A 16,743-nucleotide genomic window follows, 5' to 3' on the forward strand; every position below is an offset into this window, starting at 1 on the left:
GAAATTGCCTACATGACCCACACCTCTGGAACAACAGGTATTCCTAAACTTATCTGTCATTCCAATCACTCTATGGGTTGGCGTACAAAATGGCAAAAAACCATTTTTACAAAAATTGCTGAAAAGAAATTAGTTGGCTTTCATATTTCGCCAGTTCATTCTCGTTTTAACATTGGCGTGTCTTCTTTAATGGCCATGGGCTTCCCTATGATGCCTTTAGCAAACGCTTCGAGCGAAAAAGTCGCTGAAATGTTCAGCACCTATCAACCAATCGCTGTAGAAACACACCCCAATAACTTCGTTCAATGGGTTCGTTTGGCCAAAGAAAAACCTGAAGCTTTCGCTAGTGTCCATTATTATCATTCTACTTTTGATGCAATTAACAACGCTACAATGGTGGCTTTCTTAAAAGCATCTGCTGCCAATGAACCAATTTTCCTACAAGTTTATGGACAAAGTGAATGCGGGCCAATGATCTTACGAGCGCATACTTTAGAATCTCTAAAAGATTCAGATGCTCGTGACATGGGTGTTGGTTTAGAGGATTTAACACAAGCTCGAATTACTGATGAAAAAGGACAAGTTTTACCTGCGATGACGGACGGCCATATCCAATTTTTATCAAAAGGACGGGCCTTAACATATTACAAAGAAGATGCCCGCTTTGCAGAAAATGTCTACGGCGAATGGTGGGACAGCGGCGATTACGGAATGTTAGATGAACGCGGCCACTTATTCTTGAAAGATCGCCAAGTAGATCTAATTGAAAACATCGACAGTAATTTAGCTATTGAAGATCATTTATTGGATGCATTAGATTTCTTAGAAGAAGTGATTATTGTCCGTGGCAAAGAAAATGAACCTCAGCCAATTTTAGCGGTTGTCCCTGGGGAAGAAATGGATTGGGACGCTTGGTGGACACAAGTAGCCGATTTACCACATTTAAACGAACCTATCATTATGGCTTTTGATGAAATCCCTCACACAGCTACTATGAAAGTGCAACGTTTACAACTAGAAAAATGGTTAAAAGAACAATAAAATAAAATTCTTTGTTAAACAGTGTTGGTCAAAAGAACGTTTAGATTAGCATTGTAGCAAGTGGAACAGAAAGCTAAAAAGTTAACTCGTTGTAGGTTATCTTAAGTTTTAAAAAGAGGGGCAGCCATCGTTTTGACGGCTGCTCCTCTTTCTTTTGCCTACCGTTAATTAAATCCTTTTTGTGAAGAGCTTGACATGGGATGGTTCCCACAAATTATACTTAGCTTATTCAAAGAATGGAGTGAGCAAGTATGAAAATTTTAATTAAACAAGATTTCGACACGATGAGCGAATGGGCAAAAATGTTACTTCTAAGCACGATGAGCCAAGATAAACGAGTGAATTTATCAATTACCGCTGGCAAAACACCAGCACTTGTTTACCAAAAATTAGCCTCGATTGTGAAAAACTCATCTGACTTTGATAATGTTCATTATTATAACTTTGATGAAATCCCCGTTCCTCATCAAAAGGAAGGCATTACTCTGACAGATTTGCGGACGCTGTATTTGACACCTGCGGAAATATCCGAGCAAAACATCCATCCATTAACTGTGGAAAACTTTCAACAACAAGAACAACGGATTGCTGACGCAGGCGGCTTAGATTTGATGTTAATTGGCTTAGGAGCAGATGGTCATTTTTGCGGGAACATGCCCACTACCACTCATTTTAAAAATGAAACCTACCAAGTGACCGTCACTGGTTCAGAGCCTTGGTTTGTTCCTGAAATGATGCAGCCAGGCATGACCTTTGTTACGATGGGGCCAGCCAGCATCATGAAAGTTAAGCATCTTGTCCTAATTGTAAATGGTGAACAAAAAGCTCAGATGGTCAAACAAGTGCTCCAAGGACCTGTCACAGAAACGTATCCTGCCTCTATTCTTCAACTCCATCCAAATTTAACGGTTCTCTTGGATGAAGCCGCAGCGAGTCAATTAGAAAAATAAAAAATTGCGCCTAGATTATGCTTCTCTGCATAGTCATAGGCGCAATTTTGTTATCATTACATGATTTTTTGATACTGACTGTATTTTAGCAAATTCGTCTGGGAAAGTGTAACACCAATACCAAGTCCCTGAGGCACGGTCATTGTCCCTTGCTCTAAAATAAAAGGTTCCGTGATGATATCTTCATAAAAATAGCGTTCCGTGGCTGAAATATCACCTGGAAAGGAAAAGGTAGGCTGTGACGCAAATTGCAAATTCAATGCGCGTCCAACACCAGACTCAAACATGCCACCTAACCAAACCAATAAATTATTTTCTTGGCAAAATGTGGCAATCTTCAACGCCTCGTGAATCCCACCTACACGAGGAATCTTCAAATTGATACTACGGCAACTACCCAATGCTAACGCCACTTGGCAGTCTTTGAGACTACGAATATTTTCATCCAAACAAATTCTTGTTTTCAGTTCTCTTTGTAATTGTGCGTGATCTAAAAAATCATCTGCAGCAAAAGGCTGTTCAATCATCGCTAATTGATAGTGATCTAAACGTTGCAATTGAGGCAAATCTGCCAATGTATACGCTGAATTTGCATCGACTATTAAAGGCAAGTTAGGAAAATGCTGACGAATCAAAGCAACGGCTTCCACATCATAACCGGGACGAATTTTCAGCTTCACTCGTTGATACCCTTTTTCTACAGCTAACTGAACTTGTTTAAGCAATTGAGGTAAGTCTTCTTGAATCCCTAAACTAATCCCTACAGGAATTTTCCTCCGCGTTGGTCCAAAAAATTCAGTTAAACTCTTCTGTTGCCGTTTGGCATATAAATCCCAGATGGCAGTTTCTAACGCAGCTTTTCCCATCCAATGCCCTTTAACTTCTTCAAAAATTGTTGAAACCTCTTGCGGCTGTTCAAGCGCTTCTGTTAAAAGTAACGGAATTAAATGCTGTTGGATGATGAAGCGTTCGGTTACCAACGTTTCTTGCACATAATCAGGTTGCTCAAAAGCCACTAATTCGCCAAACCCTTGATTTCCTTGCTCATCCGTTATTACAAATAGATCAAACGCTTTTTCTTCCAAGCGACCATAGCTCGTGACAAACGGCGTTTTTAAAGGCAAACGAACCTGATAGGTTTCAATTGATTGAATGTTCATTCAGACGGCTCCTTCCAATAACGCTGTCACCTTTTCATAGAAAATCGTTGGTTGTTCTAAATGGATACAATGTCCTGCTTCAGGAAAAATTGTCAGCCTCAACAACGGTTGACGTGCCTGCATTTTTTTCGCAATTCCAATAAATTTTTGATCTTCGCCGCCTACCAATAAATCGGTAGGAATCGGCTGCAATTCTGCTAGACGTTCCCAGTAACTCTCTTGCGCTCCTGTGCCCATATACCACAAACTACTAGCCAATCCAAAGGCCGATTGGCTCAAACGTTCCTGACGAATGGCCATTTGCTGTGCCACAGACAAGGCTTTTTGCGTTTGAAATAACGGTAATTCTTGCCAAAAATCAATAAAATCCACCAGCGGTTCCTCTAAGAGACGTTCCGCCAAACGATGATCTTGACAGATACGAGTCTGACGTTCTGCGACGGTGGCCAAACCTGGTGACCCACTTTCCAATAAAAGATGCTGTACCTTTTGTGGATAATGTAATGCAAAACCTAAAGCTGTTCGAGCGCCCATTGAATAGCCTAATAAACAAAAGCAAGGCAAATTTAGCGATTCGGTTAGTTCAGCAAGATCATGGCAAACCTGTTTCATGGTATAACGCTCTGGTGCTACCAAACTAGCAGTCGCGCCATGCCCAGGTAAGTCAATTCCTAAAACGTTATAAGGTGTTTGACTGGGAAAAACGGCTGCAAACGTGGCTAACGTTCCTGTGAAACCATGTAAACAGACTAGTGTCGTTCGCTTTGCATCAAAAGGTGTTAACCATTGATAATGGTACTGCATCCCCCGAATTAACCGTTCCATGAAATCCCCTGTCTTTCTACTCGTCTACCAATTTCAGCTAAAATTGATTCGTACAAATGAACATTCTCTTGACGATTTCCTTTGACTTCGATCACTTGAAATTGTGGTTCTTCAGCCGCTGCTTGTAAAATTTGCTTAAGCTCCACGATTGTTTTGACTTCTTGGTACGAAGCACCGTAAAGTTCAGCAACTAACGAAAAATCTAAATCAAGCGGTGTTCCAAATAAAGGCTCGAAATCGTCCTCACGTAAAGTTCGTTGAGATAGAAAAGAGAAAATCCCGCCACCATTGTTATTTAATAAAACAATTGTTAACGGCAACTGATAACGTTTAGCCAAAAATAAACCATTCATATCATGATATAGTGCTAAATCACCAATCAGTAGAACGTTTTGCTGTGTCGGTGCTACGGCACTCATTCCTAAAGCAGTTGAAACAATCCCATCAATCCCGTTGATGCCGCGATTTCCAAACATCCGATAAGGGCGACTATCCATAAATCGATCTAAGTAGCGGATAGCCATACTATTAGATACAAATAACTGACCGTTCTCTTTCATTGTTTGGTGAACAGCTAAGCTGGCTGTTGTTTCATTTAATTCTGTCGCGTTCAGCGTTTCTAGAAGAACTTCAGAGACCGTTTTTTCCAGCAAGAGCCATTGTGCTAACCAAGTCGCTTCTGTTGGTTTGACAACCGTTAGCAGTTGTTCTACAAACGTGGTTTCCTTTGCCTGAATAACGGTTTGTGATTTTTTCAATTGCTCTTGCCATTGCCCATTTTCGTCCACAAAATAAAAAGTAGTCTCTGTCGTTGCTAAGCGTTTCAACCATAACATGATGTTTTTAGAAATTGGCAGCGAACCAAAGCGCACTACCACTTCTGGTTCTTGTGGCAAGGTCGCCACATTTAGAAACAGATCACTATGTGCAATAACAACTTCACTATTTTGCCCATGTGTCACAATGTTTGCTAAAGGATCCGCTAGTAACGGCCATTGCAAAGCTTCGGCTAATTGAATAAATAACGCCGCTTCTTCCTCTGTATGACTGCCACCGACAACCAAAACGCCGTTTTTCTGGTACCATTGATCCGCTAGCTGTTGCACTTGTTCTGTAGAAAGGATTGATTGACCAGCGAATAAAGCCGTTTGTTGAGAACTCTTTGTTTTTCTCTCTAAGTCAGGTAATAATGGTTCCCGCAAAGGAAAATTCAAATGAACAGGTGCTGCAGGCGTTTGTTGCGCGAATGCTGCTCCTTTAGCGCCTTGCCAATAGGCGTAATTCAACATCTCTTCTGTTGCTTCTGGCAAAGCCATTTCAACAAATAATTTCACGTGATTTTGATACATTTGTAATTGGTCCATGGCTTGAGGAGCACCAACTTGACGTAACTCATGCGGCCGATCCGTTGTTAAAACGACTAAAGGCACATGGCTAATATTGGCTTCACAAATTGCTGGATAATAGTTTGCAGCTGCTGTTCCAGAGGTACAAAGTAAGACCACTGGTTTTTGACTCGCTTTACTTAATCCTAAAGCAAAAAAAGCAGCGGAACGTTCATCGACATCGACAAAAGTTTGGATTGCGGTTTCCCGATGAAGTAATAAAGCCAGTGGTGTGGAACGGGACCCTGGACTAATGACTGCTTGTTCAACCCCACTATTTTTTAAGCCTTCAATAAAGGCCATTAAATAATCGGTCATTGTTTCTTGATGATTCATTAAACCTTCCCTCCAATTCCTCGTAACATCGGTTGAAATTTTATTTTCGTTTCTTCTCTTTCTAGCTCTGCTTGGGAATCCGCAACAATACCACAACCTGCATAAAGAACGCCTTGCTGACCAGCAAAGACACCTGAACGCAAGGCCACAGCAAACTCGCCACTATCATCATTCCCTGAAATCCAACCGATTGGCGCACCATATAACCCACGACTCCTTGGCTCATATTGTCGAATCCATTCGACTGCCAACTCTTTGGGCTCACCGCCTAAAGCTGGCGTTGGGTGTAGCTGCATCACACTTTCCAAAAACGAAATTCCCGGTTTACGTTGACCTGAGATTGGCACATAAAGATGTTGTACATCTCGATTTTCCAAAATAATGGGTGCTTGAATACTGTTTTCAGAAGTCGTCATCTTTGCCAACTCTTTCGCTAAACGTTCCACCACAATTTGGTGTTCTCCGGTATTTTTGCGGTCTTGTAAAAGTTGTGCTCCTAAAGCTTTCGTTTCTTCTGATGTTTGACCCGTTTTAATGGTTCCTGCAATACAAGCGGTCGCAAACGTTTCTCTAGTACCCAACAGAAGTCGTTCTGGTGTTGCACCAATGAAACTTGTGTCATTGGCTTCCAAAGCAAACAAATACGTATTTTGTTGTTGTGCCATTAAATTAACGAGCACTTGGTTACTTCGAATTTTTTCAGGACTGCTCACAGCAAGTTGTCGAGCCAAAACCACTTTTTTTAAAGGGCCATCTTCTCTTAAGACTGCTACTGTTTCGTTGACAGCTTGTAGCCATTCAGTCACGGCAACTTCTTCCTTGTCAATCTTTGTTTCCGCTACAGCTGGCAACTCCTCACAGGTAGCTAACAAGCGATCAAACTGAGCCACCAAAGTCGACCAACGTTCCTCGACTTCTTGTTCACTAGAACCTGAAAAGTTCAGCGTTCCATAAATACGTGAACCTGAAAAAGTAAATAGAATACTTGGTAGATAAAACCAACCTTCCCCTAACTCTCCCCAGGCCTCAGTAGGCGTTTGTTCTGTATCAAAAGGCAAACCGCCAAACAGAAGAGCCCCCGTACCAGAAATAGACATATTTTGAAAACGAGTTGCCGCCTCTTTTTTTAAAAAGTTGTTCAATTGATGCGTTTCTGTTTCTGCGCCTTTTAAGATAGTTTCATATCCGAAGCCAACCAAAGCAAAATCTTTTTTCGGCGTTTGCCAAAAAAAACGTTCTCCTTGGTATGCCTTTTCACCAGCGGCAAAAATTGCCAAGGCTGTTTGTTCTGTTTCTAATGGAAAAACCCAACTGAACTGACGGGCATTCTTCTGATAGGCTTGTCGTAATTCATCAGGCAATTTCATCTGATTAAAAACGCCTCTCTTTCTTCTGTCATGAAACGATGTTTGGCAATCTTTCCACTTGCTGTTTGCGGGAAAGAATGACAAAAATAAATGCGTTTCGGTCGTTTATATTTTGCCAGTTTTCGTGAACACTGGTCTTGAATTTGCGCTAAGGTGATTTCTTGGTCACTAATCACATATGCAACTGGGACGGCTCCCCATTGCGCATCTGGTTCTCCTACAACTGCCGCTGCTTTAATTCCTGTTATCGCCTGTAACACCTGTTCAACCTCAGTGGGGTAAATATTTTCACCACCAGAGATAATGAGTTCACTTAAACGACTAACCAAATACAGGTAACCTTGTGCATCTAAATAGCCCATGTCGCCTGTTTTAAACCAACCATCTGCTGTCCATTTTTCAGGTTGACGATGGTTAAGGTAACCTGAAACAACGTTTGGTCCCTTAAGTAAAATTTCCCCGACTTGCTTTTCTGGCTGTTCTTGTCCTAGTTCATCAACAATTTTGATCTGCATATCTTTTAACGGTTGCCCAGCAGAGCCGATTTTCAGTGCCGCATCTTCAAATTTCAAGGCAACAACTTGCGAACACGTTTCCGTCATCCCGTAAGATTGAATGACTGGAATCCCTTTTTCCTCACACTGCGCTAATTTATCCGGTGCAATCGGTCCGCCGCCTAATAGCATTCCTTTAAAGCTGACGCTGTAGCCAGCTTCAGGATAGACAGACAACAATTGTTGCAACATTGTCGCAACCACTGAAATGACGGTGCCACGGCCTTCTTGTAAATCTTGTGTCACTTGCTGTTCATCAAATTTATCGTAAAGGCGAATACTACAACCTAAGACGAGTTGTCGAACAACAATCGACAATCCGCTAATGTGAAATAATGGGACTGCACACAACCAACAATCTTCAGCAGTAATCCCCATATTTTCTTGAGTGCCTCTAGCACTGGCCAAATGATTTTTAAACCGTTGCAAGACCCCTTTAGGCTGTCCTGTAGTTCCAGATGTATACATAATAGAAGCCACCGACTCTAAGTCACTTGGCTGTTGAAACTCCTGATGTGAAAGACTATGCTGTTTTTTAACCATTGGCTGAACGTCGACAAAAGAAATCTCCTCTAACAAAGCCTGCGTTTCAGGCGCACCAATAATCGTTTTAACTTGCGCATCTTTTAACTGAAAAGTCAGTTCAGCAAGTGTCAAATGCGTATTTAAAAATAATAACTCTTTCCCCAATTCCCATAAGGCTAGAATTGAAAAATACAACTCTTTGCTGTTCTTACTGAATAAAGCCACACGTTTTTCTTCTGGTGCAAGCACCTGTTGATATGTGGTTACCCAATGGCTGACTTCTTGTTGCACTTCTAAAAACGTCCAAGATTCATCCTGAAAATAAAAAGCAGGATGATCGGGACGTTTTTGTACTTGTTTATTTAACCAAGTCATTGGTTTATGGGAATTTAGGGAATTGATCGAAATCTGGTGTCCGTTTTTCTTTAAATGCATCTCGGCCTTCTTGTGCTTCAGCCATTGTATAGTAAAGAAGTGTCGCATCACCAGCTAATTGTTGCACACCAGCCAAGCCATCTGTATCGGCATTTAAAGAGGCTTTAATCATCCGTAAAGCAATCGGGCTTTTGGTTAACATTTCTTCTGCCCACTCCATTGTCACATCTTCTACTTGATCCAATGGAACAACGGTATTAATCCAGCCCATATCTAAAGCTTCTTGAGCAGAATACTGTTTACACATAAACCAAACTTCTTTCGCTTTTTTATGGCCGATAACGCGCGCCAAGTAACCTGAGCCGTATCCACCATCAAAGCTACCGACATTTGGTCCTGTTTGCCCAAACTTAGCATTTTCAGCCGCAATTGTTAAATCACAAACTAATTGTAAAACATTGCCGCCGCCAATGGACCAGCCTTTCACCATTGCGATGACTGGTTTGGGAATGACACGGATTAACCGTTGTAAATCTAACACATTTAAACGTGGAATATTGTCTTCGCCAACGTAACCACCATTACCTCGAACTTTTTGATCGCCACCAGAACAGAATGCTTGGTCACCTGCGCCTGTTAAAATAATAACCCCGACATCTTCTTTATCACGACTAATGTTGAATGCATCAATCATTTCCATGACTGTTTTTGGTGTGAATGCGTTGTGAACATGCGGGCGGTTGATAGTAATTTTTGCTACTTTGCCTGCTTGCTCAAATAAAATTTCATCATATTCTTTAATTGTTGTCCAGTTTCTCATTAGGAAACCTCCTTCATTAATCTCATCTTTTCTATTATACACAAGAATCGGCACTTTAGAGAAAAAGTCGCTTGAATTTTAAGAAAAAACATGGCTATTTCAAATTTTCTTCATTCCTGTATAATAAATAAAAAACCTTTTATTCTCTCTTTTATTAGAAAGGACTGATTACTATTCATCTTTTAGAGTATTTAGGCATCACGATTCAACACGTTTCTGCTGAGAAATGTCAGCTTACTTTAGCGGTAAAAGACGTGCATAAACAACCCTATGGCCTTGTTCACGGGGGCTTAAACGGCGTCTTAATTGAAACTGCCTGTAGTTTAGGTGCGAACGAAAACGTTCCTGAAAACACTTTTGCTGTCGGCATAGACTTACAAGTAAATCATCTTCGTAGTGTCCATGATGGTAGCCTTACCGTGATTGCGACGCCCGATCACTCGGGAAAGACCCTTCAAGTTTGGGAAGCAAAAATTTATAACGCAGACCACCAATTGACGAGCGTGGGGCGTTGTACCTTAACAAATCGACAAAAAAAACAGTAATCTTTACAGGTTACTGTTTTTTTTGTTTATGGTTTTTAATAAGTAATTAGATTACTTCGTTTATTTAATTTTAGTACCAACCATTTGCTAACCAGAATGATTTAGCTGCATCCCATGAACCATAGCGACCTGCTACGTACTGATCTGCCACGCGTTCTTGGTTGGCAGGTGAATAGTCACCATTTAAATAAGAGGCAGATAATTGGTAACGACCGATATACTGACCGTTTGTTGCATCGTAAGAACCACTAGATTCACGTTGTGCGATCCACTCTTTTGCATCACTGCTTGCGGCAGGTGCTGCTGGTTGCGCTACTTCTTGAGCAACAGGTTGTTGTACTTCTTGTTGTACTGGTTGTGCAACAGGTTGTTCAACTACTTGTTGAACTGGTGCAACTTCTACAGCTGGTGCTGGAGTATTAGCAACTTCTTTTTCTGAACGAATAACTAATTGTTCTCCTTCAAAAATTAAATCAAGGTTTGGCAATTTGTTATCAGAAGCAATTTTTTGAATTAAGCTATTGTCTCCTGCAAATTGATGAGAAATTGTTGATAAAGTATCTCCTGCTTTAACTGTATATAAGCTTTCTGCGTTTGCGTCTGTTCCTAAGAATAATCCTAAACCTGCGGCCAAAGTTGTTCCAAGTAAAATCGTTTTGATTGATTTCATGTATGTTTCTCCTTTGTAATTAAAAATATTTGATTGTTGCTCTTAGCACTCGGCAACAACCACGTCTGCTTCGCTTTATCGAAACGACTTCACATACTTTATCATCGAATGGCCGGCCGTAGGTGAATATCTCGTGACAATTTATTACTAGAATGTCGGTTTTGTTACATTTTGTAATAAAAAGCTGCTGGAAGCTTGATATTATCCTGTTTATATTTTGCGAAAAAAAGTTAAAAAAACAGGATTTTATTTTCGAGAAACCGTTTTCTAACCCTTGATTAGCCATTAAATGTCGTTTTTTTTACATTCGTTTCAGTCAAAAAGTAACAAAATGTTAAAGATACTAGACATGAGAATGTTTTTTTCAAAAACTCACGCCTAAAAAGAACAGGTGTTTTCTTTGAATTTTTTTATCATTCACTATTTTTATTTTTCCTTCTATTATATAGTTAAATTTTTTATCGTATTCATTTTCCGATTCTGAAAAAACACTAAGCACTTCCTATTGAAACAAAAAGAGTTAAACAAAAAAATCTTATATTTTGCTTGTTATTTATTCATTTTAATCTTATTCAAAAAAGGAACAGCTAAAGCAACTATGAAAACAAAGTATTGAAAATAAAGCAGAATAAATATTCATTTTTATCATAATTCACGAATAAAAAACAAACAATCACTCGAACGCTTGTTATTTAAAAACATAATCAGTTTTTTCTCTTTCTATTTTCCAATCTATGAGTAATAAAATATATGAATCTACATTTAAGTCATTTTATTATCAAATATTCTGAATATTATAAGAATTGGAGTTTTATCTATGAGTGACAAAGAACAACTTGAGAAATTAGACAAATCCTTTCTGGGACAACCGAAAGGACTAGCAACACTGTTCTTCACAGAAATGTGGGAACGTTTCAGTTACTACGGCATGCGTGCTATTCTAATGTATTACATTTACGATACCGTAGCCAATGGCGGTTTAGGTCTCCCCAAAGCAACTGCCTTAGCCATCATGTCCATTTATGGATCAATGGTTTTCATGTCCAGTATCATTGGCGGTTGGGTCTCTGACCGTGTCTTAGGTTCAAGGAAAACTGTTTTTATTGGTGGTTTGTTAATCATTGCTGGACATATTGTTCTCGCTACCCCATTTGGTGTCCCCGCCTTATTCGTTTCTATTATGTTAATTGTATTTGGGACTGGGATGTTAAAACCAAACGTTTCAGGGATGGTTGGCCATCTTTATTCAAAAACTGACTTACGTAGAGATGCAGGCTTCTCCATTTTTTACATGGGGATTAATATCGGAGCCTTAATCGCTCCCCTTGTTGTCGGAACTTTAGGACAAGAATATAATTATCATTTAGGCTTTTCCGTTGCCGCAGTAGGGATGTTCTTCGGGCTACTACAATATTATTTCCAAGGACGTAAATCTCTTGCTGGGATTGGTCAGGCCCCAACTAATCCAATGTCTAAAGAAGAGCAAAAGAAATTTGCTAAAGCATTTATGTTGGCAATTGTCGTTGCTTTACTTATTTTTGGTGGCGCCTATGTCACAGGACATTTAACAATTGATTTCTTTATTAATACCATCAGCGTGTTAGGAATCCTGTTACCAGTTTATTATTTCAGCAAAATGTTAACGTCTAAAGATGTCACTGCTGAAGAAAAACCAAAAGTTCTGGCTTATTTGCCATTATTCTTAGCAGCAATTGTTTTCTGGTCATTGGAAGAACAAGGTTCGTCTATTCTTGCTCTATTTGCAAATGAACGGACGCAAACGAGTTTGTTTGGCTTCCCGATTGCCGCTAGCTGGTTCCAATCATTAAATCCTGTATTCGTAGTTATTTTGACCCCTATTTTTGTTACATTATGGACAAAACTAGGTAAACGTCAACCATCAACAGTTGTGAAGTTTTCACTAGGGCTAGTCTTTGCTGGTCTTTCCTTCGTCTTATTAATGTTGCCAGGTCTACTTTATGGTACCGAAGGACGGGTGAGTCCACTTTGGTTATTCTTTAGTTTCTTCATTATGATTGTCGGAGAAATGTGTTTATCTCCCGTTGGCTTATCGATTACTACAAAATTAGCACCGAAAGCTTTCGAAGCTCAAACCGTTGCTATTTGGTTATTAGCAGATGCCGCTTCACAAGCCATTAACGCTCAAATTGCTCGTTTCTATACACCTGGAACAGAGTCAGCATATTTTGGGATTGTCGGACTTGTAGCTGTCGTTGCTGGGATTCTCTTATTCATTGTGAAAAAACCAATCCAAAACTTAATGGGTGACGTCCGTTAAACCGTCAAAAAAGTTGCCTTTCTCTTTTTTGAAAGGCAACTTTTTTATACAGCGTTTTGATAACGTTTTCATCAAGTGGTATACTAAATAGAAGGAGGACGAGGACATGCGTTACTTAATTGGCGGTATTTTTTTATTGATTAGTATCTGGCAATTCATTGTTACTGGACGGACATTTTCCTACTTAAAGAAAGAGGGCGGCAAAAGAACCTCACCATTTATTCTGTTAGGACTATGGAGTAGTTTAGTGTTTGCTATTATTTCATTTGCTGTGGCGATTGCTTCTTTCTTTTATGTGAGTTTTTAGTAGAAGGCTAGCCATAAGTAAAAGGAGCGAGATTGCTAGTCTCGCTCCTTTTACTTATTTTTTATGGTTGTTTTCCAATATAAGCTAAAATCCCACCATCAACATATAAGATATGTCCGTTAACAAAGTCAGAAGCGTTAGATGCTAAGAAAACTGCTGGGCCAGCTAAGTCTGCTGGTGTGCCCCACCGATTAGCAGGTGTTCGTCCCAAGATGAATTCGTTAAATGGATGCCCTGGTTCTCTTAATGGCGCCGTCTGTGGCGTTTCAATGTAACCAGGTCCAATCCCATTACATTGAATATTATATTGTCCATATTCAGAAGCAATATTTTTCGTTAACATTTTTAGTCCGCCTTTTGCTGCCGCGTACGCACTAACTGTTTCACGACCTAGTTCACTCATCATTGAACAGATATTGATAATTTTGCCATGGCCCTTTTCAATCATATCTGGAATAACCGCTTTTGCCATAATAAATGGCGCATTCAAATCAACATCAATCACTTGACGGAACTCTTCTGCTGACATATCCACCATTGGAATTCGTTTAATAATTCCCGCATTATTGACTAAAATATCAATAGAGCCGACTTCTTCTTTAATCTGAGCAACCATCGCTTGAACTTGCTCTTCATCAGTGACATCACACACATAACCACGTGCTTCAATCCCTGCAGCCCGATAATTTTCCAAACCTTGTTCAACTGATTCAGGAGATAAGTTATTAAAAACAATTGTTGCTCCTGCTTCAGCTAGGGATTTCGCAATCTCAAAGCCAATCCCATAGACAGCACCTGTAATTAACGCTACTTTTCCATCTAATTGAAAATCATTCATTTTAAATTCCATGTTTTCTCCTCTTTCTTTGGTTTATTTTAATTGATCCATTGCAACCATATCCATGTCTGTGTACGTAATATTTTCTCCGCACATGGCCCAAATAAAGGAATAATTACTTGTACCAACCCCAGAATGAATTGACCAGCTTGGTGAAATGGCTGCTTGTTCATTACTCATTACTAAATGTTTCGTTTCGTCTGGTTTACCCATCATGTGGAAAATCCGCGTATCTTCTTCCATATCAAAATAAACATACGCTTCCATCCGACGTTCATGTGTATGACAAGGCATTGTATTCCAAGCGCTACCTGGTTCTAAAATGGTGTAACCCATTTGTAACTGGCAACTTTCACAAACGTTCGGATGAATGTATTGGTAAATTTTACGTTGGTTCAATGTTAATGGATCACCCGTTTCCATTGGGGTAATTTCATCAATACTAATTTTTACGTTGGGATATTTATGATGTGCTGGGACACAACTAATGTAAAATTTCGCTGGATTATCAGGGTTTTCTGAAGAAAAACGAACATGTTTTGTTTCTTTCCCAATATAATAGCCATCTTGTTTTTTCATTGTTTCTTTGGCGCCATCAATTTCAATAAAGCCGGGTCCCCCAATATTAATAACCCCTAGTTCACGGCGTTCTAAGAAATAGTCAACCCCTAATTCTTTGTCCAAAATAATTTCTAATTCTTCTGTGGTCGGTGTCACACCACCAAAAATCATCCGATCATTATGTGTGTAGGTTAAGCTGATTGCACCTGGAATAAAAACTTTCTCTACTAAAAATTCATCTCTCAATTGTTCTGTTGAATAGTGACGGATATCCGCCGGACTATGTGTATAACGTGTTTCCATATTTTGCATAACTAAAATCTCCTATCTATTTATTTTTCCTGAGCCCGTTGCCAAAAAAGCAAGGACTTCTTTTTGACTAAATTGATTACAATCACCATGGACAGTATGTTTTAACGCACTAGCCGCTGTCGCAAAATCAATGCAGGTTTGTGGATCATAGGTAGCTAATATGCCATGTAAAACCCCACCAGCAAACGCATCACCGGCACCGACACGGTCAACAATCGGTTGTAATCGATGACATTTGGACGTATAATACGCACCTTTGTACCATAGCGTTCCGATTAATTCATTATCTGTCGCTGAATGAACTTGACGTTTGGTTGAATAAAATACTTGAATGTTGGGATAACGTTCTTGCATTTTTCGGTAGTACCACGTTAATGCGTCTTCAAGTTCTTCCTCTGGTTCTGGAATCTCCAATAAATAACGAGCATCTAATACCCCAGCTGAACAAATATCAACAAATGGAAGAATGGCCTTCAATGCCACGCTCGCTTCTTTCTGGGACCAAAGTTTCCCTCGATAATTAATGTCAAAGCTTACTTGGCACCCTGCTTGCTTCGCTGCTTTAACTAGCGCAACCGTTATACTTTGCCACGTTTTTGATAACGCCGCTGTAATCCCTGAAATATGAAAGATCTCTACTCCTGAAAACAGCTCATGTAAGTCCCATTCCATTTCTTCGATTTGAGCAAAGCTTGAATAGGCGCGATCATAGACAACACTGGCTGCTCGTTCTCCTGTACCAGTTTCCAAGTAATATGTTCCTAGGCGTGTTCCGCCAGTTCGTACAAATTCCGTTGAAACCCCATAACGACTTAAATGCTTTTTGGCGGCTTCTCCTAATGAATTATCGGGCACTTTACTAGCAAAAGTCACTTGGTGGCCATAGTTCGCTAACGAAATCGCTACATTCGCTTCACCACCGCCGTAATGTACAGCGAAATTTTCTGTTTGTGCTACGCGTATTCCGACAGGCGTTGACAAACGCAACATGATTTCTCCCAATGTTACGACTTTCCCCATGTGCCTACACCCCTTTGATTGCTTGGAATTTTTCCATATAGGCTTGGGCAACCTCACGAACTTTTTCAAAATCCCCAGTTGCTGCTGGCGCTAACAGATTGCCACCAACACCGACGGCCGTCACACCTGCAGCAAACCACTCGGCCATATTTTCCAAACTGACACCACCCGTTGGCATAATATTTAACTGAGGCAATGGCGCTTTAAATGCCGAAATAACACTCGGTCCATAAACACTTCCCGGAAATAGTTTAATAATATCTGCTCCGCTTTTCAGTGCTTCTTTCATTTCTGTGATGGTCATACAGCCTGGCAAGTAAGGAACTTGATATAAATTGCAAATTTTAGCGGTTTCTTCATCGAAGCTTGGACTCACAATATATTCAGCCCCTGCTACAATAGCTAAACGAGCAGTCGTAGCATCCAAAACTGTCCCCGCACCAATGACTACGTCAGGATTCTCTTGGTATAACGCAACTAATTCCTGAATCACTTCTGTTGCTTGAGGAACAGTAAAGGTTAACTCAATCCCCCGCATACCGCCTGCTACAATGGCTTGACTAGCTTTTAGCGCTTCCTCTTTTGTCTTTCCGCGAACCACAGCAATCACGCCAGCATTTTCTAATTTTTGTAAAATTGATACTCGCTTCAACAGACTCCCTCATTTCTTATTTAGAAATATATATTTATTATAAAGAAATTCACAACTTCATTATACAGATAAAAAAAGAAAATGCAAACGTTTTTACAAAAATAAAAAAAGAAAGACAAACAAAAATTGAGCCGACCCCCAAAAGTTAGACCTAGAAATCTAACTTTTGGAGGTTTTTTTGTATGGCAAAATACAGTTTTG

Annotated in this window: 16 protein-coding genes; 5 read left to right on the forward strand and 11 right to left on the reverse strand. The window is 40.0% G+C overall.

Annotated features, from left to right (window positions below):
* The coding region (locus tag KQI94_RS12275; RefSeq protein ID WP_216454452.1) for an AMP-binding protein at positions 1–1,041 on the forward strand (1,041 nt) is incomplete at its 5' end.
* A gap of 251 nt (positions 1,042–1,292) precedes the next feature.
* Positions 1,293–1,991, forward strand: coding sequence for a glucosamine-6-phosphate deaminase (locus KQI94_RS12280; protein ID WP_002355326.1), 699 nt, complete (start codon positions 1,293–1,295; stop codon positions 1,989–1,991).
* 56 nt (positions 1,992–2,047) lie between these two features.
* Here KQI94_RS12280 and menC read toward each other — a convergent pair whose 3' ends face one another.
* The 6 genes from menC to menB are packed head-to-tail and all read right to left on the reverse strand — an operon-like array spanning position 2,048 to position 9,338.
* Positions 2,048–3,151 carry an o-succinylbenzoate synthase gene (gene menC / locus KQI94_RS12285; RefSeq protein WP_216454454.1) on the reverse strand — a complete coding sequence of 368 codons (1,104 nt, stop codon included), beginning with the start codon at positions 3,149–3,151 and terminating at the stop codon, positions 2,048–2,050.
* The gene (gene menH / locus KQI94_RS12290; RefSeq protein WP_216454456.1) at positions 3,152–3,976 is read right to left on the reverse strand and encodes a 2-succinyl-6-hydroxy-2,4-cyclohexadiene-1-carboxylate synthase; all 825 of its coding nucleotides are present in this window, start codon (positions 3,974–3,976) and stop codon (positions 3,152–3,154) included.
* Positions 3,964–5,697, reverse strand: coding sequence for a 2-succinyl-5-enolpyruvyl-6-hydroxy-3-cyclohexene-1-carboxylic-acid synthase (gene menD / locus KQI94_RS12295; RefSeq protein ID WP_002367893.1), 1,734 nt, complete (start codon positions 5,695–5,697; stop codon positions 3,964–3,966). Before menD ends, menH begins: the two co-directional genes overlap by 13 nt.
* Positions 5,697–7,064: an isochorismate synthase gene (locus KQI94_RS12300; RefSeq protein ID WP_002367892.1), complete on the reverse strand. Its 1,368-nt coding sequence runs from the start codon at positions 7,062–7,064 to the stop codon at positions 5,697–5,699. Before KQI94_RS12300 ends, menD begins: the two co-directional genes overlap by 1 nt.
* A complete protein-coding gene (locus KQI94_RS12305) occupies positions 7,061–8,518 on the reverse strand; it encodes an o-succinylbenzoate--CoA ligase (RefSeq protein WP_002367891.1) in 1,458 nt (485 codons plus the stop codon). The genes KQI94_RS12300 and KQI94_RS12305 overlap by 4 nt, the downstream gene beginning before the upstream one ends.
* Before the next feature lie 4 nt (positions 8,519–8,522).
* Positions 8,523–9,338, reverse strand: coding sequence for a 1,4-dihydroxy-2-naphthoyl-CoA synthase (gene menB / locus KQI94_RS12310; protein WP_002361188.1), 816 nt, complete (start codon positions 9,336–9,338; stop codon positions 8,523–8,525).
* A 164-nt stretch (positions 9,339–9,502) separates the two neighbouring features.
* On the opposite strand from menB, the gene KQI94_RS12315 reads away from it, so the two are divergent.
* Entirely contained in the window at positions 9,503–9,883 is a 381-nt protein-coding gene (locus tag KQI94_RS12315; protein ID WP_002361187.1) for a PaaI family thioesterase, read from the forward strand.
* A gap of 70 nt (positions 9,884–9,953) precedes the next feature.
* Here the strand turns inward: KQI94_RS12315 and KQI94_RS12320 are convergent, their stop codons facing one another.
* The gene (locus tag KQI94_RS12320; RefSeq protein WP_002355317.1) at positions 9,954–10,553 is read right to left on the reverse strand and encodes a LysM domain-containing protein; all 600 of its coding nucleotides are present in this window, start codon (positions 10,551–10,553) and stop codon (positions 9,954–9,956) included.
* Positions 10,554–11,370: 817 nt separating this feature from the next.
* On the opposite strand from KQI94_RS12320, the gene KQI94_RS12325 reads away from it, so the two are divergent.
* The gene (locus tag KQI94_RS12325; protein ID WP_002355315.1) at positions 11,371–12,852 is read left to right on the forward strand and encodes a peptide MFS transporter; all 1,482 of its coding nucleotides are present in this window, start codon (positions 11,371–11,373) and stop codon (positions 12,850–12,852) included.
* A 106-nt stretch (positions 12,853–12,958) separates the two neighbouring features.
* On the forward strand, positions 12,959–13,159 hold the full coding sequence (locus KQI94_RS12330) for a hypothetical protein (RefSeq protein ID WP_002355314.1): 201 nt from the start codon (positions 12,959–12,961) through the stop codon (positions 13,157–13,159).
* Between the two features lie 61 nt (positions 13,160–13,220).
* Here the strand turns inward: KQI94_RS12330 and KQI94_RS12335 are convergent, their stop codons facing one another.
* Genes KQI94_RS12335 through KQI94_RS12350 form a run of 4 tightly spaced genes read right to left on the reverse strand, consistent with a single transcriptional unit; the run spans position 13,221 to position 16,542 of the window.
* Positions 13,221–14,009, reverse strand: coding sequence for a gluconate 5-dehydrogenase (locus KQI94_RS12335; RefSeq protein WP_002362994.1), 789 nt, complete (start codon positions 14,007–14,009; stop codon positions 13,221–13,223).
* 21 nt (positions 14,010–14,030) lie between these two features.
* The gene (gene kduI, locus KQI94_RS12340) at positions 14,031–14,870 is read right to left on the reverse strand and encodes a 5-dehydro-4-deoxy-D-glucuronate isomerase (protein WP_002355301.1); all 840 of its coding nucleotides are present in this window, start codon (positions 14,868–14,870) and stop codon (positions 14,031–14,033) included.
* Positions 14,871–14,882: 12 nt separating this feature from the next.
* Complete coding sequence (locus KQI94_RS12345) at positions 14,883–15,890, reverse strand: sugar kinase (RefSeq protein ID WP_002391103.1); 1,008 nt, start codon at positions 15,888–15,890, stop codon at positions 14,883–14,885.
* A gap of 4 nt (positions 15,891–15,894) precedes the next feature.
* Positions 15,895–16,542, reverse strand: a complete 648-nt coding sequence (locus tag KQI94_RS12350; RefSeq protein WP_002367887.1) for a bifunctional 2-keto-4-hydroxyglutarate aldolase/2-keto-3-deoxy-6-phosphogluconate aldolase — start codon at positions 16,540–16,542, stop codon at positions 15,895–15,897.
* Between the last annotated feature and the right edge of the window lie 201 nt (positions 16,543–16,743).

It is taken from the genome of Enterococcus sp. S183_ASV_20 (genome assembly GCF_018919685.1).
In the GTDB taxonomy this organism is placed as follows: Bacteria; Bacillota; Bacilli; order Lactobacillales; family Enterococcaceae; genus Enterococcus; species Enterococcus faecalis.